Below are 21,497 nucleotides of genomic sequence, written 5' to 3' on the forward strand. Positions count from 1 at the left end.
ATCGCCCGAAGGACGCTTATGCTCTCTTACGCACTGAAGCGCATATTGACGATCATCCCGACTTTGTTTGTCGTCATTACATTGACATTTTTCTTGATGCGCGTTGCCCCTGGCGGCCCCTTTGATGAGGAGCGTCCCCTGGCACCGGCGGTGCTGGAAAATATCCGGGCCAATTACGGTTTGGATAAGCCCCTGATCGAGCAGTATTGGACATATATGGGCAATCTCCTTCAAGGGGATCTTGGTCCGTCATTCGTCTACAGAGACAAGCGCGTCCATGAAGTGCTGGGGGAGGGGCTTCCTATCTCCCTTACACTGGGCGCGACGGCCTTATTCATCGCGCTTTTCGCCGGTGTGCTTCTCGGGACAGTGGCTGCTTTGAACCAAAATAAGCGCACGGATTTTTTTATCGTCAGCTTTGCGACGTTCGGGATTACGATACCTAACTTTGTTCTTGCTCCTATCCTGACCCTCATATTTGCCCTTACCTTCAATCTGTTGCCCGCAACGGGCTGGGGAAGCCCCCAACAGATTGTCCTCCCGGTGCTGGCGCTTGCGCTGCCGCAGGTTGCCATCATCACGCGGTTGATGCGCGGGTCTATGCTGGAGGCGCTTAAATCCGATCACGTACGAACCGCTCGGGCTTATGGACTTCCCCTCAGCAGCGTGGTGGGAAAGCACGCGTTACGGTCCGCCTTCCTGCCGGTACTCAGCTATCTTGGCCCTGCGGCGGCTGCGTTGCTGACGGGCTCGATCATCGTTGAGCAGATATTCGCGATCCCGGGCATTGGGCGATACTTTGTGACAAGCGCCCTCAATCGCGATTACACCATGGTGATGGGAACGGTCGTGATTGTCGCCACGCTGGTGCTCGTCTTTAATCTGATCGTCGATCTCTTGTACTCGGTTTTCGACCCGCGGGTGCGTTATGAATAGTCCTCCCCTCCCGGCACAGCCAGCTGTCACCAGCCGATCCTTGCTTCAGACCGCCCTGTTGCGTCTCAAGCGAAACAAGGCGGCGATGGTGTCCTTCTGGGTCATTATCGTGATGACCCTCGCTGCGATCATTGGGCCGACTATCTCTCCGCACCCTTACGATGAAGTCTATAACAATTTCGTCAGTGCTAAGCCGTCGCTCTCTCCCTATCCCAAACAGGATCAAATCGTTCCCATTGCGGAGACGGCGTTCAGGCGGGCCCGGGTCGATGTCGACGCCATCGAAGTGGCAAATGGACGTATACAGGTCGAGATCGTCAACCGGAACGCCGAACCGATCGATCCCCGTATCACGCGCTATCTCGTGCGGTCGGATGTTTTTGACGATGTGGATTTGCAGATCAGCGAGGCTGACGCCACCCGTGCCCATGTTACAGCGAATGTAAAGTCGCTCTACTTTCTGATGGGCACGGATCAGAATGGCCGAGACTTGCTCACGCGGATACTTGTCTCGCTGCGCATTTCGTTGCTGGTTGCCGCGCTTGCGACGGGCGTCGCTTTGCTGATTGGGGTCACCTATGGGGCGGTGGCTGGGTTCGTGGGCGGCCATTTGGACAACGCCATGATGCGCGTTGTCGACCTGATGTATTCCCTGCCCTTCGTTTTTTTCGTCATTCTTCTGGTCGTCTTCTTCGGCAACAACATCGTTCTTATCTTCATCGCTATCGGCGCGATCGAATGGCTCGACATGTCCCGTATCGTTCGAGGGCAGACATTGCAATTGAAGCGGCGGGAGTTTGTTCAGGCGTCCGAGGCGCTGGGGGTCAGTAAGGCGGACATTATTCGCCGACACATCGTGCCGAACCTTGCCGGGACAGTGGCCGTCTACATGACCCTCCTTATTCCAAAGGTTATCCTGCTTGAGAGCTTCCTCAGCTTTCTGGGGCTGGGGGTGCAGGAACCGCTTACCTCCCTCGGGCTGTTGATCTCCGAAGGCGCGCGGTACATGCGCAACGATCCGTACATGCTGATATTTCCAGCCCTTGCGATGTCGGTCCTCCTGTTTTCCCTGAACTTCCTGGGTGACGGACTGCGTGATGCCCTCGACCCGAAGGACCGATGACATGAGCTCGACTTCGTCCCCATCGCCCCTGCTGGATATCCAGAACCTGACCGTGGATTTCGACACCCCGGATGGCACCGTGCACGCCGTCAAATCGGTGTCCCTGTCTGTCGCGCCCGGAGAGGTCGTGGCCATTGTCGGTGAGAGTGGTTCGGGAAAAAGCCAAATCGCCATGACCACGCTTGGACTGTTGGCGTCCAATGGAACGGCGTCCGGCCACATTTTATTCCACGATCAGGACCTCCTCAGCCTCTCGAAAAAGAAGATGAACGATATTCGTGGGGTGAAGATTTCTATGATCTTCCAGGAGCCGATGACGTCACTCGACCCTCTTTATTCTATCGGTGATCAGATCATCGAACCGTTGATGGTCCACAAACGGATCGTCCGCCGCGAGGCACAGGCCAAGGCACTCGATCTGTTACGACTTGTGCAAATCCCGGACCCGGAGCGCCGGATGAAGTCCTATCCCACCGAACTGTCCGGCGGCCAACGACAACGGGTGATGATCGCCATGGCGCTGGCGAACGCGCCTGACATGCTCATTGCGGACGAGCCAACCACGGCCCTCGACGTGACGACCCAGGCAGAGATTCTCAAGCTCCTGGCGTCGCTCAACCGAGAGCTTGGGATGAGTATCATCTTCATTACCCATGATTTGGGCATCGTCGAGGCGTTCGCCGATCGTGTCTTCGTGATGCGGCAAGGGCAGCTGCTGGAAGAGGGTAAAACGGTCGATGTCTTTGAAAGTCCGAAGACAGACTATACAAGAACATTGCTGGCAGCCGAGCCGGACGGCACAAAGAGACCTGTCGATGACAGCGTCGAGGTCGTTCTGGAGGCGAAGGGCGTCCATGTGAGCTATGGCGATTCGCCCGGATTGTTCCGTAAGGATACGCGGTTTCATGCGGTGCGCGGGGTCGACCTTCGGCTGCGGGAAGGGCAGACCGTCGGGCTCGTCGGAGAGAGTGGATCGGGCAAATCCACGCTTGGGCGTGCCCTTTTGCGCCTCACGAACTGTGAGGGCCAGATCACCTATCTGGGGCGTGATCTGCTGGCGATCTCCCCACAAGAGATGAAGCCTTTACGGCGAGAGTTACAGATGGTGTTTCAGGATCCCTATGGATCTCTCTCACCACGGATGACCGTTCTCGACATTGTCGAGGAGGGCTTGCGAACCCATGCCGGCCATTTGTCGAAAGCGGACCGCGATGCTCAGGCTCTCGATGCCCTCGAGAAGGTGGGCCTCGACGCCAATGTGAGAAACCGATTCCCGCACGAATTTTCCGGCGGGCAGCGTCAGCGGATCGCGATCGCCCGCGCCATGGTCCTAAAGCCGAAAATAGTGGTCCTCGATGAGCCGACCTCCGCCCTTGACCGAACGGTCCAGAAGGAGATGATCGAACTCCTCCGAACGATTCAGTCCGAATTTTTGCTCTCCTACATCTTCATTAGTCACGATCTGGCCGTGGTGAAGGCAATGGCCGATTATGTCATGGTGATGCGAGATGGCGAGATCGTCGAAGAGGGGATGACGCAGCAGATTTTTGAAGATCCGCACCATGAATATACGAAGAGTTTGATTGCCAGTTCCTTTACTCTCAAGGATATGCTCACCAATCCAGCCTAGCCCTTGCTCGGCACATGCCGGCCGATCATCTGACACGCTCGGTCCGCTGATACCCCGGCCTCCTTCGCTGCGCGATCAACGCCTCCCGGCGAGGGTCGGGGCTTCGACGTTTCGCTTGGCGGCCTTCAGCGTAGATCGGCTTGCCAGGATGAGATCCAAGACCGCGTTCCTGAGCCGCCGGCTCTCTCGCTCCCGCCCTTTCCGCTTCATTACTTGATCGGGCTTAGGCGCCTAGAGCTATTTGGGTTCAACCGTAGTCGGAAAATATAGAGACATTTTACGGCATCGATTGACCTCAAACAGCCCTACGATCATTCGGCCGCGCGGTTCCTTCGGAGGCGTCGGGAGGTCGTTAGGAACGCATACGCGCCCACACTCCCCAATATTGCCAGGCTCAGGCCAGTGGCTGCGAGGAGCACATCATAGAGGCGCGCACCAATGCCTTTGCCCAATCGGCCCGAATGGAGGGGGTAGAAGGCGTTGAATGCCTGCACGCCTGGCGTGGCTGACAGGGCATCCGTCACCGACAGAATGGTCCCACGCGCTGGATCCACCATGATATAGGTGCGCCCGTTCGGTTGCCATTCTGCGGGTTGGCGCAGGCGAATGCGGACGGCGCCTCCTTGACGGGAGGACATCGACACGCCGCGAATGGCCGCATCCGGAAATGCCGCCTGGGCCGTCTGGTACAGCCTTGGCCAGTTCATCTCACCGCGCGCCGCTGGCGTCACCGTTTCGAAGGGCGGGGGAGAGGAGCGGCCCGCCAGCATCAGCGCCTTGGCTGCATCCGGGAAGATCATGCCCGCGCCGGTCAGGGCCATCACAATCAGGGGCAGAGCGGCAAGGACGCCGAGATTGCGGTGGCTGGAGAGGAGATCCTTCCGCTTCGTCGAGCGGGGCAGGACCCGGCTCCCGAGCGATCGACGTGCTGGCCAGACGGCATAAAGACCTGACAAGACGAGGCCGAACAGGCAAAGTCCAGCGACCCCAACCACGATCTCGCCTGTCTCGCCCATCAGCAAATAATGGTGCAATTCGAACACCCATTCTTCCGGGCGGGCATATCCATGCCAACGCGCAAGCTCTGCGCCGGTACTGTCCAGATAGGCAGCCCCACCAGTATGGAAGCGTACACGGATTAGTCCAAGATCTGGTGCGGGAAACCTGATCGACCGGATTGTGCTTGCGCCGTATTGCGCTTCGGCTCGCTCGGTGAGGGCGGCAATCGTCGCCGGATCGGCCGGCACCCCTCGCCGGGCCTGCGGAAAGCTTGCCCGCAGGAAATCATCCTTGAAGACAAGCAGCATGCCGCTCATCCCAATTATTGCGAGCAGGAGGCTCAGTCCGGCCCCGGACCACGCATGGATACGATGGATGACCATTTTTCCGCGTTAAGGCTCAGAGCTTAGCCCGTAACGACAGGATCAACAGCCGCGGATCGCCCGGGAAAATCCTCGTATCTCTCGTTCCCCCCGTATAATAGGTCTCATCGGCAATATTCTCCATGCTGAGGGCCATGCGATATTGATCGGCCTCGTAGTAAAAGCCCAGATCAAGCCGCGTATATCCCGGCAGCTCTACCTGTGTGGAAGGCGACGCATTGGTGACGCGGTCGGATTCGTAATTCACGCCGACAGAGGCCCCCACCGTCCCGTTCCAGACGTCACGGGGCAGGTTGTAACGCGTCCAGAAGAAGGCATCGTGCTCTGGCGCAAAGGCGTTACGCCGCCCGATCAGAGCCTCGTCCGGGCTCTGCGAAATCACTGAGTCGGTATAGGCATAACCAAATCGAACCTGCCAGTTTTCGAGGGGCAAAGCCTGCAATTCGAACTCAGCCCCCTGACTTTCTAGGCCGCCAAGCAGTTGCAGGTCACCGTTGAGGTTGGTCTCGACGATATTGGTTTTCTCGATGTCGAATACAGCAAAGGTCAGGTTTAGCTGCTCATCGAACAGGGAAGCCTTGAGGCCGGCTTCCGTCTGTTCGCCCCGTTCCGGGTTGAAGGACTCACCGTTTGCGTCGCGACGTTGGACTGAATTTGGATTGAAGGATTCAGTATAGCTCGCATAAAGCGAAAGAGCGTCATTGGGCCGGATCACGATGCCGCCCTGCGGCAGGAACACATCGCTCATCTGGTCGTCGGTGAAGTCGGTGGTCTGCTCGGTGAAATCGACATCCTGCCGGTCATAACGACCGCCCACCATGACCGTCAGCCAATCGGTGATGGCCGCTACGTCCTGGATATAGGCGCCATAGTTCAGATAGTCAGTAATCCGATCAGTCCCGGCCGTGATCGCAACCGGCTCGCCCACGCCATATGCCGGATCGAGGATCGAGATATTGGGTGAGATGGCCGAGCCGAAACGGATGCGCTCGTAATCCGCCCGCTCGAACCCGCCATTTAAGCCAGCTAGCAGGTTGTGCTGCGCGGGGCCGGTGTCGAATGCGTGGGATATGTTGAGGTCCACGAAATGATATTCGCGCTTGTTGAGCTGGTGACGGTCGCGCCGACGCAGCGTTGCGTCTTCCAGATCCGGTGCATCGTTCACACGATTGTTTTCGTAGAGCTTGCGCTCGTCTTCGTGAAACACGCTGCGGAGATTGAGGCGGAGGCGCGTCTTAGCCGAAATGTCCCAATTCACGTGGGCGAAGGCGACAAGGCCCTCGTCATTGTCGAAATCACCATCCTCCTGATAGCGCACATTTATCGGTGCGGTCTGATCGATATCGTTATTGACGGCGGCGAGGCCATCGTCAGCGTCGCCGTCTTCCTTCACATATTCAAGCCCGAAGGTGGCTTCCGCCTCCGGACTGACGCGGTAGGTGAGGGAGGGGAAGAGGTACACATTATCGTAGCTGACCCCGTCCCGGAAAGTGTCTTGGGTCTCCACGCGGGCGATGAGCCGATAGAGCCATTTGCCGTCATCGGTCAGGCTGCCGGTTGAGTCGAAGGTGAGGCCGGCGCCTGTGTCATCGCCGAAACCAGAGGTCTCGCTCGCATAACTACGCGTCGTGAAGGTGAGTGTGTTGCTGGCCTCTTCTTCTGGCCGCTTGGTCACGATGTTGACCAGGCCGCCAGGTTCCATCAGTCCGTAGAGCACCGAAGCGGGGCCCTTCACGACTTCCACGCGCTCAATATTAGCTGATGTCGGCGACCCGAAGCGGGAGGCGAGGCCGGGAAGGCCATTGATCTGCACGTTCTGCAGGCTTGCGGAGAGGCCCCGCAGCGTGAAGCTGTTCGCATTGGTGCCGGACTGACTGAGGCCCAGCGTATAGGGATAGGCATCGGCCAGCCGTTCGGAATGGAGATCTTCCAGGAAGGCTTTGTTGAGCAGGGTCACGCTGAGCGGCGTGTCCATGAGGTCCAGATTGGTCTTTGTCGCGGTTTCCGAGAGACGCAAATAAGGAATTTGCTCGCCGGTCACGATCACCTTGTCGTGAATTTGCTGCTCGCCCTCCGCGCGCGCTGACGCGCTGGTCTGCGGTTGGGCCCAGGCGGGCGCGGTGAACAGCAGGATCAGCGTGCTGCAGGCTGCCGAGTGTTTCAGTGCATTGGTCATAACGCTCCCCCGATATTGATAATCATTCTCAATACGCGCGGGGCATACATGTCTGGATCAAAGCGTGCAACTGAAAATCATTTGCATTATGGGGGCGGCAGCGTTCCCCCCCCAAGGTCATGGTCGTTGCGGCAAGGCCCGGCGTCTTCAGGCCATGCCGCCCTCATCGGCGCGTCCAGCGAGGAGACGCCCACTCATCTGAGACACCGCGCCAAAGCCCATCAGGGCCAGAAGGAGCCAGAAGATCATGCCGAGAACGGGGATCATCGACAGAAGGGCCACCACCAAAAATCCAAGGGTGGTCCAGCCGATCCGCCCGACAGGCCCTGGCTCCCCCTCGGCCGAGGTCAGGATGGAGCGGAGCAGGGTTCCCGCGCCATAGGCGATTCCGGCCAGGCCCAAAGGACCGAGGACGAGCACGATCGCGCCGAGGAGGAAACTCAGTGGCAAGCCGATGATCGTGACCCCGAGCGCGATCATCAAGGCCGGGCCGAGCAATCCGATGAGAAGGCCCATGCCGAGGCTCGCCAAGGGTTTTGTCCGCACACGCTCCGCCGTGCCGGAGGTCAGCCGGGGAAGAAGGAGGGCGACGACGACCGCCAGGAGTCCGGCCCCCAAGAACATGATGACGGCAAGGGCAAAGAGACTGGACACCGCTGACGCTGCGGGAGAATTGCCCCATCCTTCCTCGTCCTCTGACCACTCCTCTACATCGACCTCCCCGCGGATGGTCGCGGCCGGATCGATCTCGACGTTTTTCGCGCGGTAGGTGAGGTCTCCGCCAATCACTGTCAGGGGGCCAAGGGTGAGCGTTTCCGCCCTGAGGACCACGTCACCGTCAATCGGCGCGTTGATGTCGATATCTCCCCCCGCGGCTCGTAATTTTCCGCCGATCGGCGCCATAAGCCGAAGCTCGCCCCCGAAGGCATGCACAGTCCCCCCGATCCGCAAGGGTTCATCCAGCCGAATCTCACCCCCGGCGATGGTCAAATCGTCTTCGATGGTACCGCTTCGCAACGTGATGTCGCCCCCGGCGAGAAACCCGTCCTCGATCGTCAGCTCGCTCAATTCAAGCTCACCGCCCGCCAGAACGAGAGTATCCGCCGTCAATCGCCGACTGATCACCTCTCCGGCGGCGGCGATGACATCATCACGGGAGGTCGCTTCGAGGCGGATCTCGCTACCTGCGAAAAAGCTGATATCGTTCAGGGTCTTCTCGATCGTGAGCTTTTCACCGGCCTCAACCTCGGCTGCCGCGTGAAACGTCGCCCCCCCGACCGTCAATAGGGCCAAGAGAACAGCCAAGAAGCCGATAGTCCCCGCTCGTTGCCAGTCAATATCCATGGCGATTTGTCCCTCTCTCCCCCTTATTCGTTGAGATGATGAGCGGCGCCTTGCGCTAAGTCAAAAGTCCCCAGGGGCGATCGCTTTTGGGGCGGGCATTGATCTATGTCAGACCCCCAAGGATCGGTCTGCGGTTAGTGTAACGGGAACCCACCTTGGAGGGAGTTATGTCCAGCCCGACGGCGAGACCTGTCCGCAAATCGCGCGCCCCGCGTTCCGCTGCGCAGACCCACGAGGAACCAACAATTGCGGGCGAGGAGACATCGAAGGAGCATGGCATCGCGTCGCTCCTTAAGCCGGCGGAATTTCAATATTGGGCGACAGAACATATGAAGGCCTGCACGCAAATGACATCGAGGTCGGCGGAGGGCGTCATGACCCTTTGGAGCGAAATGGGGGCCTTTACCGGCCACCGTCTTCAAGCCGGAATGGAAACCGCGAGTGCGCTGGCAGGCTGCCGAACCGGGGGCGATATTTTCCGGTGCAGTGCGGATTATTGGGATGGGATGATCAGATCCTATGCTGACGAAACCGCAAAATTGGCCCATCTGGTCGCCGACATGACCAAGTCCGCGACGACGCCCATGGAAGCCTGCAGCGCATCCGCTCTTCAGAGTATTGCCTCAATACCCGAACATAACGGTATGTTCGTCTAGAGCCGTTTCAGGTCAACGACAGTCGTGAACCCTTTGGGTCTTTGGTTGATCGCAATTTCTACAAGCGAACCGGAAATTGACTTGGCGCAAAGCGATAAGGGTCCCACCTGGCGCAGAGTGATCATGGAGTAGAACGGGTGTCCCTATGAATCGCACTCTCATCATCGCGGCGGCTATTCTGGCGGCGGTCTCCGCGTTCTTTGTGCTCCAGGGGACATTGGTTCGGCGTCCTGACGCGTCATCGACAGTGACCCCTGGGGCCACACTCTCCCCCGCCCCGATAGCGGTCGGGGATCCGGAGATCGGACGTCGCCTCTTCGTCGCCAGAAGCTGTGTGAGCTGTCATCAGGTTCATGGGATTGGGGGAAGGGCCGGTCCCTCTCTCGATGCAGAGCTTTGGGAGGATCGGGCATCCCCAGAAGCGTTTTTTGCGGGCATGTGGCGCGGGGCGCCGCTCATGGTCGAATTACAGAAGCTCGAAATTGGCTATCAGATCGAATTGGACGGTGAGGATCTCCTCCATCTGGCCGCCTTCGCGTCGGATAAAGAGGCGCAGGAAGCCTTCAGCCTCGACGATGTCCCGCCGCAGATGCAGGCGCTTTTTCTTGATAAGCAATACGGGTTCGATGAAACCATGCAGGATTTCTACGACCGATATCGCGGCGAGGAATGGGGGCCGTTCTCCCGCGATCCGGTCGGCGAATAGCCGTCCGTAAAGTCAGCGCTCCGTAAAGTCAGCACTACGGCGCGGCGGCAATCTCTCAAATCGGGCTCTCAGATCGGGCTGGGCTCTCAGATCGGCGCCTCAGATCGGCGGTGAAAAGTCACCGGCTGCGACTTTACCCATGCGGGCAACCTCGTCCATGATACATCTCAGATCATGGAGCATGGTGTCCGACATAGCGCGCCGCATGAGGAACTCGAAGCCCTTGTGACGACGGCCGTTGACGCGATCGTTTCGATTGATCGCTTCGGACTTGTGCGACTCGCCAATCCCGCTACGGAGAAAATGTTCGGCTGGTCGGCAGGTGAGCTGATCGGGAATAAAGTCAATATGCTCATGCCTGAGGGGCATGCGGCTCATCATGACGCCTATGTGCAGCGCTATCTTGATGGGGGAGAGGCGCGGATCATCGGGATCGGTCGGCGCGTTCGGGGCAAGCACAAGGACGGCACGGAGTTTCCGGTCCATCTGAGCGTCGGCGAATTCTCGGTCGAGGGAGATCGCTATTTTGTCGGTATCCTGCGTGACTTGACTGAGGAGCAGCGGGAACATGCCCGGCTTCAGCAGCTCGAAGATCAGTTGGCGCTGTTTGCCCGCCGCAGCGCCGTGTCCGAAATGGGGGCTTCCCTCGCCCATGAGCTCAATCAACCGCTTACGGCCATCGACTTATTCCTGACGGCGGCAAAGCGGGCTTTTGGGGCGGATCCCGACAAGGCCCTCACCCTCTTTGAGGAGGCCCGGCGCGAGGCCCAGCGGGCGGGGGAAATCATTCGGCGTATCCGAAAAATGGTGGAGGGAAACAGCGGTCGGAAAGAGGTCTTTCCCTTAAAGCCGGTGATCGAAGATGCCATCGATTTGTGCCGCATTTCCGATGAGACCAATCCGGCACGATTTGAGGTCGTGGGGGCGGACGAGGCGTTGGTTCTCGGCGATGAAATCCAGATCCGCCAGGTCCTGGTCAATCTCATCAAGAATGCGCTTGAGGCGACGGCGGGACAGCCCGATCGGTGGATCCGAATCGACGTTGCGTGCCATCATTATGTGACAGTGGATGTCACCGATAATGGCCCAGGGGTCGCACAGGACGTTGCCGCCCGGCTCTTTGAGCCTTTCCAGTCCACAAAGGCCGAAGGGCTGGGGATCGGCCTGTCGATCTGTCGCACCATTGCCGAAAATCACGGCGGCGAATTGCTTCATATCCCTGTCGCCATCGCAGGGCAGGGGGGCGGCGGGGCGTGCTTTCGCTTGAAATTACCCGAAGCCGACCAGAAAACGGCGAGCGACGAATGACCACCATTGCCATTATCGACGATGATCAAGGGTTGCGACGGGCGCTCGTCGCCTTGCTCGAGGGCAGCAATCGCGAATTGGTCAGTTATGAGAGCGGCGAAGCCTTTCTTGACGAGGTCGCCGACCGGACCATCGATTTGGCCGTGCTGGATCTGAGGCTCCCGGGGTTGAGCGGCATTAAGGTGCTGGAACGGCTGCGGCCCCTGTCCTTTCCGGTCGTGATGATGAGCGCCAATGGCGATATTCGGACCGCGGTTGACGCCATCAAACTGGGGGCCACCGATTTTATCGAGAAGCCTTTCACGCCGGAAGATCTCGAAAGCTTGATCGATCGCGTCTTGGGAGATGAGGAACTGAGGGATGGCACTGATCTCGCTCCCATGCCCGAGGATTGGCCCCAGCTCGATGCGCTGACCCCCCGGGAACGGGAGGTGGCCTTGGCCCTCAATGAAGGGCTGACGAATAAGGAAGTGGCCCGCCGCTTGGGGTGCAGCCCCCGCACGATTGAGGTCCATCGGGCAAGGGTGTTCCACAAACTAGGGGTGTCGAACATTGCCGGCCTGGTGCGGACCGTCTCAGGTTTCGATCTGCCGCCCTGACCCGGCTCTGGGATGAAGATGCAACCGTTGACCTTAGGAGAACTACGTATGCGGTGCGATCGGAAGATACGCACTCCTACGAATTGGCGGGGATGTCCTGAAATGAGACGCTGCGGTTAGGCAGTCAGAAGGAGGGCAGCGTCATGCGGGCCCTGGACGTCAAGACATTGAAACGGGGGCAGACCCTGTATGTGGCGGGGGAAGAGGCCACCGCCTTGATGAAAGTGTGTGCGGGAGCGGTCATTTTATCGGTGATTTTGGAGGATGGTCGTCGCCAGATCGTCGACTTGGTCGGACCTGGAGATCTCGTCCATTTTGAGGTCGAGGGGCCCCTGGACCATTTCGCCGAGGCGCTGACGGATACGGAGATCGCGCAGATCGACGGCGCGTCGGCCCTGCAGGACCCGGACTTTCGCGCCTATTATCTGGAACAGGCGAGGGCCCGTATGGTGATGGATCGTCGGCATATTACGATGCTTGGTCGGAAATCGGCTCAAGAGCGGCTGGCGGATTTTCTCGAATGTTTGGCGGAGTGCCTCGACTGCGGCCCTTCGGCCATCGACCTTCCCATGACCCGCCAGCAAATCGCCGACTATCTCGGGCTCACCCTCGAAACGGTTTCGCGGATTTTCGCGCGTTGGGGGCGGGAGGGGCGGCTGCGTCAAGTCTCCCACGATCGCTACCTCCTGAGTGACCCGTCAGGGGGCAGGGGGGAGCCGTCCGTGCCCTTGAGCAGATTGTTGACGGCGTAGGGAGGCTGTCAGTCTGTCTGGCTAGCTGTCTGTCTGAGATTTCGCGGGCCCCCAGCCGCCGCCTTTGCCCCCTATGATCTACCGCAAAGCGGGGGCGCAGCGGCGGCCCTAGGCTCTCATTATTTACGAAGGGAGACCGTCCATGGCGATTGGTACCGTTATCGTCCCCGCCTTCGACCCCAAGGGGGTACAGCAGGCGGTCAGTGCTGCCTTGCCATTTGTCGAGAGCCAGGGCGCTCATCTCGTTGGGCTCCACCTCCGCGAACGCTATCCGGCGAGCCAAGTGCCGGAGTATAATTGGCACGCCGCCGTCCTCAAGGAATTCGAGGCCGGGGTGGCGGCCCGGGCCGACGAAATCCGGCATGCCTTTGAGGTCGCCAAGGGCAGTGCCGACGCCACCTGGCTCCAGCCCGAAGGGTCGGAGGGCCTTGATTTCGGCCCTGCGCTGCGGGCGGCTGACCTGATTGTTGTGCCCAGCCCAAAATGCTGTGATCGGCCCGATGCGGCGGGGTTGATCGAGGATATCCTCATCGGATCGGGCCGCCCGGTCCTCCTGGCCCCGGGGACGGTGCCGCCGGCGGTGCCGAAATCCTATCTGATCGGGTGGAATGGCAGTCTTGAAGCGGCCAGTGCCGTGGCGGTGGCGCGGCCCCTCCTCGACCTCGCCGAACGGGTCAGTGTTGTGTCCGTCGGCAGAGTGACGGGCCTTGTCCCCACGGCCGAGGCGGTCGCGGATACCTTGCGGCGGGGCGGTATCGCCGCCGAAGTGACCATGCTCGACAAAAAGGGCAGCGTGATGGAAACCTTGCGCAGCGAAGCGGCTGCGGCGGACATCGATACGCTGCTTGTGGGCGCCTATTCCCATTCCCGTATCCGTGAACGTGTCTTGGGGGGCGTCACCCGCCACACAGTCACGGATCCGTTCATGCGTACACTGCTGGTTCACTGACCAAGCGCCGGCTCGCCAGACATGGCAGGCGCTAGGGAAGGGGGGCGGTGAATGGAATGGGCCACGGCCTTAGGGCCGCTGCGCCCAAGAAGGCTCTCTTCCCCTCGAAAAGGTCGTTTCATTCCGGCGCTTGTCGGTCCGGGGCTCATTCCCCTAAGACGCTTTGGCCCTGGGGCGATGACGCTCCCGGGGACAGCTGTCGACAGATGGACAGCGGGGGACGAAGCGAGGCGACCGATGAGCGGAAAAACGGCACTTATCACCGGCGTTACCGGCCAGGACGGCGCCTATCTTGCTCGCCTCCTGCTGGAAAAGGGGTACACCGTACACGGCGTGAAGCGACGCTCGTCGTCTTTCAACACCGCCCGGGTCGATGATATCTATGTCGACCCCCACGATGAGAATGCGCGGTTCTTTCTCCATTATGGCGATCTGACGGACAGCACCAATCTGATCCGCCTCGTGCAAGAAACCCAGCCCGACGAACTCTACAATCTCGGCGCCCAGAGCCATGTCCAGGTCTCGTTCGAGACGCCGGAATACACCGCGAATTCCGACGCCTTGGGCACGCTGAGATTGCTTGAGGCGATCCGGATCCTCAAGCTCGAGGAAAAGACGCGATTCTATCAAGCCTCGACATCGGAATTATACGGCCTTGTCCAGGAGACGCCGCAGCGCGAGACGACGCCGTTTTATCCGCGATCGCCCTATGGAGCGGCGAAACTCTACGCCTATTGGATCACCGTCAATTATCGCGAGAGCTACCGTCTCCACGCGTCGAACGGGATCCTGTTCAACCATGAGAGCCCGCTACGCGGGGAAACCTTCGTGACACGGAAGATCACCCGAGCGGTCGCGGCGATCCATCACGGCGTTCAGGATACCCTTTACCTCGGCAATCTCGATGCCCAGCGGGATTGGGGCCACGCCAAGGATTATGTCGAGGGCATGTGGCTGATGCTGCAACAAGATGAGCCCGATGATTATGTGCTCGGGACGGGGGAGATGCACTCTGTGCGGGAGTTTGTTGAAAAGGCCTTCGCCCATGTCGAGAAATCCATTGAATGGCGAGGCGAGGGGGTCGACGAGATCGGCGTTGATCGCGCTTCCGGCCGGACCCTCGTCAAGGTCGATCCGCGCTATTTCCGTCCTGCTGAGGTCGATCTCTTGCTCTCCGATCCTGCAAAGGCCCGGGAGAAGCTTGGCTGGCAGAGCACGACCTCGTTCGATCGGTTGGTCCAGGAGATGATGGACAGCGACCTGCAAGTGATCCTGACCGAGCAGGATCGGCAGGGCCGCTATGACTGATCAGCAGACGCTGTACTCTCTCAGCGGGAAACGGGTCTGGGTCGCCGGCCATCGGGGCATGGTGGGGAGCGCTCTTCTCCGACGATTGGAGATCGAGGCGCCCGCCGCCCTATTGACCGTGAGCCGGGACGAGGTCGATCTGAGGGACCAGTCGGCGACCAGGGAATGGGTCGCGAAGGAGCGCCCCGACGCGGTTTTCGTGCCTGCCGCCAAGGTGGGCGGTATCCACGCCAATGCCGCCTATCCGGCTGAATTCCTCTATGACAATGTCATGATTGCCGCGAATGTGATCGAGGCGGCCTTTCGCGTCGGCGTTGAAAAGCTGCTCTTCCTTGGAAGCTCATGCATCTACCCGAAATTCGCGGCGCAACCGATTGCCGAGGAGGCGCTATTGACAGGGCCGCTTGAGCCCACCAATGAATGGTACGCGATCGCCAAGATCGCAGGCATTAAACTGTGCCAGAGCTTTCGCCGTCAGTATGGGGCGGATTTTATTTCTGCGATGCCGTCCAATCTTTATGGTCCGGGTGACAATTATCACCCTGAGAACAGTCACGTCCTTCCTGCCCTCATTCGCAAGGCGCACAGTGCGAAATGTGCAGGACAAAAGGGGATGGAAATTTGGGGGACGGGCACCCCACGCCGTGAATTTCTACATGTCGACGATTGTGCCGACGGGTTGGTCCATCTGATGAAAGGCTACAGCGACGAGGCCCTCATCAATGTCGGATCGGGGACGGATATTCCGATATCGGATCTCGCTCTTCTGGTCATGGACGTGGTCGGTGTTGAGGGAGATCTGTCTCACGATCTCAGCAAGCCCGATGGCACACCCCGAAAGCTGATGGATAATCGCCGGATACGAGAATTGGGATGGACGCCCGCGATCACTCTGCGTGAGGGGATCGCCCACGCCTATGCGGATTTCCTGGCACGCTACGCCTGAGGCGGGTCGCCCTCACAGTCATCTTCGATGCAATCCTGGAAAAACGACCAGATCTGCTGGGTCGTCTGATACCCCTGATAGACGGGAATCCTTAGTGCGCGCTGCCAGAGGGTCGGCTTACGCCCCGGCCAGGCATGGCCCGATCCCTTGATCAGGTTAAACTCAACCGTCGCGCCTCCATTGGACGATTGCGCACGGACGGTCTGGACCGGCCCCTGGCACTGCGACAAGGCATCGTCGAGATCGGGGAGGTCGACATTGCTGGCCGAGGCCCAATAATCGAGCCCTTCTTTGACGGCTGGCCAGCGCCGACGGCGATGGGTGAAGCGGCCTCGGCCACCGCGAAAAGGGACGTTTTCGTCGCGGTCGCCATGCACATGGATGACCGAAAGGGGGGCCTCGGCGGGCCGATCGAAATCCGTCATGGCCCCGGCAACGGCAGCCAGGCCGGCAATGCGTCCGGCCATCGCCGACGCGAATGTATACGCCATGGCGGCGCCTTGGGAGAACCCGGTGACGAAAATCGCCTTTGGGTCAACCGGAGTGTTGACGACAAGCTCGTCCACGAAATGTTCCAGGAAATCGAGGTCGTCCACCTCCGCGAAGGCAGGGCGAACCCGCTTGTCGTCAGGTGACGCATTCCAACTGAGCGAGCGGGGACGGCGACCACTGCCCGCCGGATAGGCTGTGATGAAGCCCTCTTGTTCCCCCAGGCGATGGAACTTCGTGATTTTCGCCATGGCAAGGGGATGAGACTTGCCTGGATGAAGGGCAATGACCAGGGGGAAGGGACCCTCCCCATCCTGAGGCACACTGATCAATGAACGCCGGGGCTGATCGTCATGGAGAAGCGAAAACCGGCTCAGCCCTTCTTTACGAAGGCGGCGCCGCTGCTTCAGCGCTTTCTTCACAGGACGTCGACGCAAAGCCATCAGGTCAGCGGACTTCGATCGGGAGAGGGATTGTCGGCCATCCAAAGCTCAAACCCCCCACGGGGATTGTGATTGTAGCCAAGTAGATTGCCATTATCGTCGATGTCGGCAACTTCCGTCGCAAACGGATTGACCGTCCCAATACAAATTCCAAACGGCGTTGAGTGAATAGCGCGAATACCGTAATTATAAGGGTTTCCAAAGCCGTTTGTGGTGACGGGCAGCCAATTCTCGCCATCGCAGGTCCGATAGAGTTCTGCGCCGCCAAGTTGATCCTTGATCGCCCGGTGTCCCATATGGCCGTAGAATTTTTTGAACAGCTCGGGCCAGTTCTCTTTGCTCGAATAGCTCATCATCAAGCTCCAATTGAAGGTCCCAAGATAGAGCCAGCCATTATGGACACCCTGTCTCCAGAAATAGCCGTTGAAGAAACTCCCAAAGCCTGGACCGTATCCCGAGAGGGGCTTGATTTTCTCGCCGGTGGGCGTTTCTCTTTCCATACCGACGATCAAGTCCCAGCTGCCGTCTTCGTTGACGCGGACGAGCTCTGGCCCCGCGGGGCCGGTCTTGTTGGGCACGTCGATCCCACCGTGCTGGATCCCACTTCCGACAAAGAGAGCATTGCGGAACACGGACAAGCTCGCGACGCCTTGATTTTCCTTGCCGCGATAGGCCCCCTTCTCGATAACCCGCTCCCATTTATAGGGGGGTTCCCCCTCCGCATCCGTCCGCCAAAGTTCATAGCCTGATAGGTTGGCGGTTCCGGCGTAGAGATGGTTGCCGAAGGGCAGCATTTCGAACACGGTCAGATTGCCTGACCCCCTGCCGAATCCGGGTTCGTTACACAGCTTCCAATCGCCTTTGACAGGATCGTCAGTAGAGAAGATGGCAGCGAAGTTCGAGGCATTCGGATCCCCCGACCGTCCGGTGGGGGAGGTGAAGAGCTTTCCTTTGAAGGGGATCAACAGGCGCAGGGTCAGAACGAAGTCCCCGAATTCCTTGGGCATCGGGATCGGGTTGAACTCATATCCATCGACAGTGCGCAGAATATTACAGCCATATCCCCGGGCCGACGCATAGGTACTGGCATAAAGGCACGGTTCGGGATCGCTCTTTCCTTGAAAGACGGCCATCCCGCGATAGCCAATCTCGCGGGGAACGCGGGACCCATCTCGGCCGGTAATGATCGGTGCCCGTCCAATCTCCTCCCATCCGCCGGTTGGCCCGCTCCAGCGGTGCATCTGCGCGCGCATATCGAGGTCGTACAAGTTTTCCGGGCATTTTACCGGCCAGTTTACGATGTTCGTTTTGACCTTGGAGACGCTGAGCGCACACATATTGGCACGGGTTGTGCCTACATAGAGGTGGTTTTTAAACCAGTACATGGAGTGCGGATAGGCGTTGAGCGGATCGGAAATTCCGGCCAAAGCGATGGGGGTGAAGTCTCGCTCCCGCGGGCCGGGCGCGGGCCAGGGGGATCCATTCATGGCGTCGATCGGAGAATTATACATTGTTTAAACCGCCTGCCCCTAACATCGTTCCTACGGCCGATAAGCGCATAAAATGAATGATGAAGAGTTGTATCTGGCCTAAACCGGCGTTACCGTCAAAATGTAAAAAGGGAGACAGGGGGAACTCGTTTCCGCCTGTTTAAAGTATGGCAGAGTGGTCACCACGCATAAAGCAAGTTACTGATGAACAGGATAAGCAGCAGCTTGCCTTCGTCAACAGCTTGTTGACAGAGCGTCGGTTCGACGATGCCAGTAAAGAAGCCGACAAGCTTCTCGCGAACAACCCTAAATCTTTCGGCGCCCACATGGCCAAGGGGCGCGCGCTACAGGGGCTGCGAAAGTTCAAGGACGCCCTCAATTGTTTCCTTCAGGCGGCGCAAATCGACCCGTTGCAACCGTCGGCTCATCTGATGGCCGGGATCTGTGCCTTTGTTGTGCCGGATCTGCCCCTCGCCGAGAAAAAGTTTCGCACAACCCTTGATATCGATAGCAAGAGTTCGGCCGCCCATGTCGGCCTTTCGCAGGTTCTGGTCCGCAATGGGGACAATAATCAGGCTCGGGAGCATCTTGACAAGGCGCTTCGTATTAACCCTGAGATGTCCATGGCGGTCATCCTCAAGGCGCGGCTCGATCTTAAGGATGGGGATGCCGATAGCGCGATCATTCAGCTTCAAGATCAAGTGCGGCGAACGCCGAATAATCGGACGGCCGAATTCGCCCTGATCGGTGCCTACATGCAGGATGAGCGGTGGCAGGAGGCCGAAGCCCTTTTGTCACGGATGGTTTCCGACAATCCCAATGATGCCATCATGCATGGTCTGTTGGGGCGGGTACGGGTCAAACGGGGTGATTTCAAAGGCGCCGAAGAGGCCTATCGCCAGGCCCCGGTGTCCCATAATCGCATCCAAAATCTCGCGCGTAATGTCCAAATGCTTGACGCCCTCGTTCCCCAGGGGAAATACGAGGAGGCGCGAAAGATCCTGTCCCAAGTGCCGAAAATGGGTCCCCTCGCGGCGATTGTGAATACCCGCTACGGCGATGTGTATAAGGCCGAGGGCAATTATCAGCAGGCGATCGCCTCGTATCGGGCGGCGCTCCTCCGAGACAATCAGGGGGAGGCAATGGTGGCGGCGGTCGAACAGGCGGTGGCTGATGCGGGGCGGGCGGATGATTCGCCGTTCGTCGCGCAACGTTTCGCTGACGCTGCCAACGAAGCCTTGGAAAAGAAGCGGAAGTCATTTGCCGATCAGGATTGGCAGGAGATGCTCGAGAAGTATCGACCGAACATCATGGCGATGATGGAAGATCGGGATATCGGCGGCTAACGGATGAGGGAACAGGCGGGTCGAGATCGACCGCTGGGGAGTGAGCTATGGAAAACCATCTCGTTTATATCATCATGGACAGCTGTCGATATGACAGCTTCGAACGGGCCAATACGCCGAATATCGATAAGCTCGGCATTGCCTCCCGGCGGTACAGCTATGCCTCCTGGACCTCGCCGTCGCACCAAACCATCTTGATGGGGATGACCCCTCATGAAAGCCCGAAAAAGGTCTTCGCGTCGGAGGTCTACAAAGGCGAATTCGTGAAATGGGTCGATCGTCTTGGGGTCGATAATTTGTCTTTTAAGAAATTTGTGCCCGACCTTTCCCTGGCGAAGGTTCTTAAGGAGCATGGATATCAAACGACCGCCAAGGTTTCCATGCCGGTGCTGAACGAATTGTCGGGGTTCAATCGGTTCTTCGATGATTACAAGCTCATGCCCAATCACAATGATTTCGGCGGCATGATCAAAGAAACGCGGTTCGATCCGCGCTTCCCGTGCTTCTATTTCTACAATCTGGGGGAGACACACTACCCCTACATGCTGGATGATCCAAGCCTGCCGCATATTTCTGGCGTGCACGGTGTATTTAAACGCATGGACGAGATGGTGAAGGCGGGTGAGCAGGCACTCACCGAGAATGCGGATTTCTTCCCGCGGGATTCAATGGCCGAGCTTCATGCCCAGCAAGTGAAATGTGTGGAGTATGTCGACAGCCTTGTCGGCGAACTCTATCGAAAGGCGCCGCCGAACACGTATTTCATCATCACCGCCGACCATGGCGAATTATTCGGCGAAGATGACTATTTCGGTCATGGCCCGATCATGCACGAAAAGGTCTTCGAAGTGCCCTATGTCGAAGGTCTGCGGCCCGACCGAACGTAAGTCGGTTCTGTGGTGAAGAGATAGCGAGGCACGATGGCGTTCCCGCCTCCTTTGTTCATTCTGGCGCCTCCGCGATCATTCACCTCCGTCGTGAATGGGGTCATCGGGCAGCACCCTGAGATTATGGGGATGCCCGAGCTCAACGTCTTTCAGGCAGAGATGATTGAGGAGTTCTGGACCGGGCGCCGTCCCGACGGCGGCGCGCGGTCACCATTCTGGCACATTATGCGCCATGACGGTATCCTCCGCGCCGTGGCGCAGCTCTACGCGGGGGAGCAAACCATCGATTCGATCGAGATGGCGAAGCGATGGTTGACGGTCAGATTCGATAAGTCAGCGGGGGAGGTCTATCGCGAGCTTTGTGAAAAAGTCAGCCCCCGGATCCTCCTTGACAAGAGCCCTGCTTATGCACGCCGGCGCGACTATCTGGACAGGATCATCAAGGCCTTTCCCGATGCCCGCTTCATCCATTTGATCCGTCATCCCCGTGACCAATGCGCCTCGATCCTGAAGGCCGATGGGGGAGAGCTGATTGCCTTCTTCATGGGGGCGGTCGCGAAGACCGACGGACAATACTTTATCGATCCGCAAACGCAGTGGCGCGACGCCCATCGGGTTATCATTGAATTCTTGCTGACCCTGCCCCGGAAACAGTGGATGCGGATCAAAGGCGAGGATTTCATGAACGATATCGAGGGCGGGGCGATCGAGATTTGCGAATGGCTTGGCATTTCGACAGCCCCCGAAGCCCTCGAAGCAATGCGCCATCCTGAGAATTCGCCCTTTGCCTCGATTGGGCCGGCGAATGCCCGATTGGGGAATGACCCGAACTATCTCAATTCCCCCGCTCTTCGGCCGACGAAGATCAAGACGTCGAATTATTCCGATCCCCTCAAATGGCGCCCTGACGGGGGCGGGTTCGAGGAGGACGTCAAAAAACTCGCTTCCTATTTCGGCTATCAGTGAGCGCAAAAAAAGAGGCGCCCAAGGCGCCCCTTAATGGTGATTCGGTCTGATCGTGGCCGCG

The 21,497-nt window shown here is 58.9% G+C and carries 19 protein-coding genes; 14 read left to right on the forward strand and 5 right to left on the reverse strand.

Translation table 11 applies throughout. The annotated features are described in order from the left end of the window. Nucleotides 1-18 precede the first annotated feature (18 nt). The 3 genes from PB2503_RS06810 to PB2503_RS06820 are packed head-to-tail and all read left to right on the forward strand — an operon-like array spanning nucleotide 19 to nucleotide 3,689. Nucleotides 19-936 carry an ABC transporter permease gene (locus PB2503_RS06810; RefSeq protein ID WP_013300502.1) on the forward strand — a complete coding sequence of 306 codons (918 nt, stop codon included), beginning with the start codon at nucleotides 19-21 and terminating at the stop codon, nucleotides 934-936. Next, nucleotides 929-2,059, forward strand: coding sequence for an ABC transporter permease (locus tag PB2503_RS06815; RefSeq protein WP_041534927.1), 1,131 nt, complete (start codon nucleotides 929-931; stop codon nucleotides 2,057-2,059). Before PB2503_RS06810 ends, PB2503_RS06815 begins: the two co-directional genes overlap by 8 nt. A gap of 1 nt (nucleotide 2,060) precedes the next feature. Continuing rightward, nucleotides 2,061-3,689, forward strand: coding sequence for an ABC transporter ATP-binding protein (locus PB2503_RS06820; protein ID WP_013300504.1), 1,629 nt, complete (start codon nucleotides 2,061-2,063; stop codon nucleotides 3,687-3,689). Nucleotides 3,690-4,000: 311 nt separating this feature from the next. Here the strand turns inward: PB2503_RS06820 and PB2503_RS06825 are convergent, their stop codons facing one another. The 3 genes from PB2503_RS06825 to PB2503_RS06835 form a co-directional block, all read right to left on the reverse strand. Further along, the gene (locus PB2503_RS06825; protein WP_013300505.1) at nucleotides 4,001-5,071 is read right to left on the reverse strand and encodes a PepSY-associated TM helix domain-containing protein; all 1,071 of its coding nucleotides are present in this window, start codon (nucleotides 5,069-5,071) and stop codon (nucleotides 4,001-4,003) included. A 16-nt stretch (nucleotides 5,072-5,087) separates the two neighbouring features. Then, complete coding sequence (locus tag PB2503_RS06830; RefSeq protein ID WP_013300506.1) at nucleotides 5,088-7,247, reverse strand: TonB-dependent siderophore receptor; 2,160 nt, start codon at nucleotides 7,245-7,247, stop codon at nucleotides 5,088-5,090. 147 nt (nucleotides 7,248-7,394) lie between these two features. Further along, a complete protein-coding gene (locus PB2503_RS06835; protein ID WP_013300507.1) occupies nucleotides 7,395-8,591 on the reverse strand; it encodes a DUF8173 domain-containing protein in 1,197 nt (398 codons plus the stop codon). 167 nt (nucleotides 8,592-8,758) lie between these two features. Here PB2503_RS06835 and PB2503_RS15040 point away from each other — a divergent pair, with 167 nt between their 5' ends. The 8 genes from PB2503_RS15040 (at nucleotide 8,759) to fcl (ending at nucleotide 15,815) form a co-directional block, all read left to right on the forward strand. After that, complete coding sequence (locus PB2503_RS15040; RefSeq protein WP_013300508.1) at nucleotides 8,759-9,247, forward strand: phasin family protein; 489 nt, start codon at nucleotides 8,759-8,761, stop codon at nucleotides 9,245-9,247. A 145-nt stretch (nucleotides 9,248-9,392) separates the two neighbouring features. Then, the gene (locus PB2503_RS13925) at nucleotides 9,393-9,953 is read left to right on the forward strand and encodes a c-type cytochrome (RefSeq protein ID WP_013300509.1); all 561 of its coding nucleotides are present in this window, start codon (nucleotides 9,393-9,395) and stop codon (nucleotides 9,951-9,953) included. Between the two features lie 174 nt (nucleotides 9,954-10,127). Next, the gene (locus PB2503_RS06850; protein ID WP_013300510.1) at nucleotides 10,128-11,261 is read left to right on the forward strand and encodes a two-component system sensor histidine kinase NtrB; all 1,134 of its coding nucleotides are present in this window, start codon (nucleotides 10,128-10,130) and stop codon (nucleotides 11,259-11,261) included. After that, complete coding sequence (locus PB2503_RS06855) at nucleotides 11,258-11,860, forward strand: response regulator transcription factor (protein WP_013300511.1); 603 nt, start codon at nucleotides 11,258-11,260, stop codon at nucleotides 11,858-11,860. The genes PB2503_RS06850 and PB2503_RS06855 overlap by 4 nt, the downstream gene beginning before the upstream one ends. A 143-nt stretch (nucleotides 11,861-12,003) precedes the next feature. Further along, nucleotides 12,004-12,612, forward strand: coding sequence for a Crp/Fnr family transcriptional regulator (locus PB2503_RS06860; RefSeq protein ID WP_013300512.1), 609 nt, complete (start codon nucleotides 12,004-12,006; stop codon nucleotides 12,610-12,612). Nucleotides 12,613-12,754: 142 nt separating this feature from the next. Further along, a complete protein-coding gene (locus PB2503_RS13930) occupies nucleotides 12,755-13,561 on the forward strand; it encodes a universal stress protein (protein WP_013300513.1) in 807 nt (268 codons plus the stop codon). Between the two features lie 237 nt (nucleotides 13,562-13,798). Beyond that, complete coding sequence (gene gmd, locus PB2503_RS06870; protein WP_013300514.1) at nucleotides 13,799-14,869, forward strand: GDP-mannose 4,6-dehydratase; 1,071 nt, start codon at nucleotides 13,799-13,801, stop codon at nucleotides 14,867-14,869. Beyond that, a complete protein-coding gene (gene fcl / locus PB2503_RS06875) occupies nucleotides 14,862-15,815 on the forward strand; it encodes a GDP-L-fucose synthase (RefSeq protein WP_013300515.1) in 954 nt (317 codons plus the stop codon). Before gmd ends, fcl begins: the two co-directional genes overlap by 8 nt. Here fcl and PB2503_RS13935 read toward each other — a convergent pair. Together PB2503_RS13935 and PB2503_RS06885 are read right to left on the reverse strand one after the other, a co-directional pair. After that, nucleotides 15,806-16,747 (reverse strand): CE1 family esterase, encoded by a 942-nt coding sequence (locus tag PB2503_RS13935; RefSeq protein ID WP_013300516.1) that lies wholly within the window; start codon nucleotides 16,745-16,747, stop codon nucleotides 15,806-15,808. The genes fcl and PB2503_RS13935 overlap by 10 nt on opposite strands. Further along, nucleotides 16,747-18,258, reverse strand: coding sequence for a hypothetical protein (locus PB2503_RS06885; protein WP_013300517.1), 1,512 nt, complete (start codon nucleotides 18,256-18,258; stop codon nucleotides 16,747-16,749). The genes PB2503_RS13935 and PB2503_RS06885 overlap by 1 nt, the downstream gene beginning before the upstream one ends. A gap of 146 nt (nucleotides 18,259-18,404) precedes the next feature. On the opposite strand from PB2503_RS06885, the gene PB2503_RS06890 reads away from it, so the two are divergent. Genes PB2503_RS06890 through PB2503_RS06900 form a run of 3 tightly spaced genes read left to right on the forward strand, consistent with a single transcriptional unit; the run spans nucleotide 18,405 to nucleotide 21,436 of the window. Continuing rightward, complete coding sequence (locus tag PB2503_RS06890; protein ID WP_013300518.1) at nucleotides 18,405-19,583, forward strand: tetratricopeptide repeat protein; 1,179 nt, start codon at nucleotides 18,405-18,407, stop codon at nucleotides 19,581-19,583. A gap of 47 nt (nucleotides 19,584-19,630) precedes the next feature. After that, on the forward strand, nucleotides 19,631-20,470 hold the full coding sequence (locus PB2503_RS06895) for a sulfatase-like hydrolase/transferase (RefSeq protein WP_013300519.1): 840 nt from the start codon (nucleotides 19,631-19,633) through the stop codon (nucleotides 20,468-20,470). 33 nt (nucleotides 20,471-20,503) lie between these two features. Next, the gene (locus tag PB2503_RS06900; protein ID WP_013300520.1) at nucleotides 20,504-21,436 is read left to right on the forward strand and encodes a sulfotransferase family protein; all 933 of its coding nucleotides are present in this window, start codon (nucleotides 20,504-20,506) and stop codon (nucleotides 21,434-21,436) included. Nucleotides 21,437-21,497 lie beyond the last annotated feature (61 nt).

It is taken from the genome of Parvularcula bermudensis HTCC2503, assembly GCF_000152825.2.
GTDB lineage: Bacteria > Pseudomonadota > Alphaproteobacteria > Caulobacterales > Parvularculaceae > Parvularcula > Parvularcula bermudensis.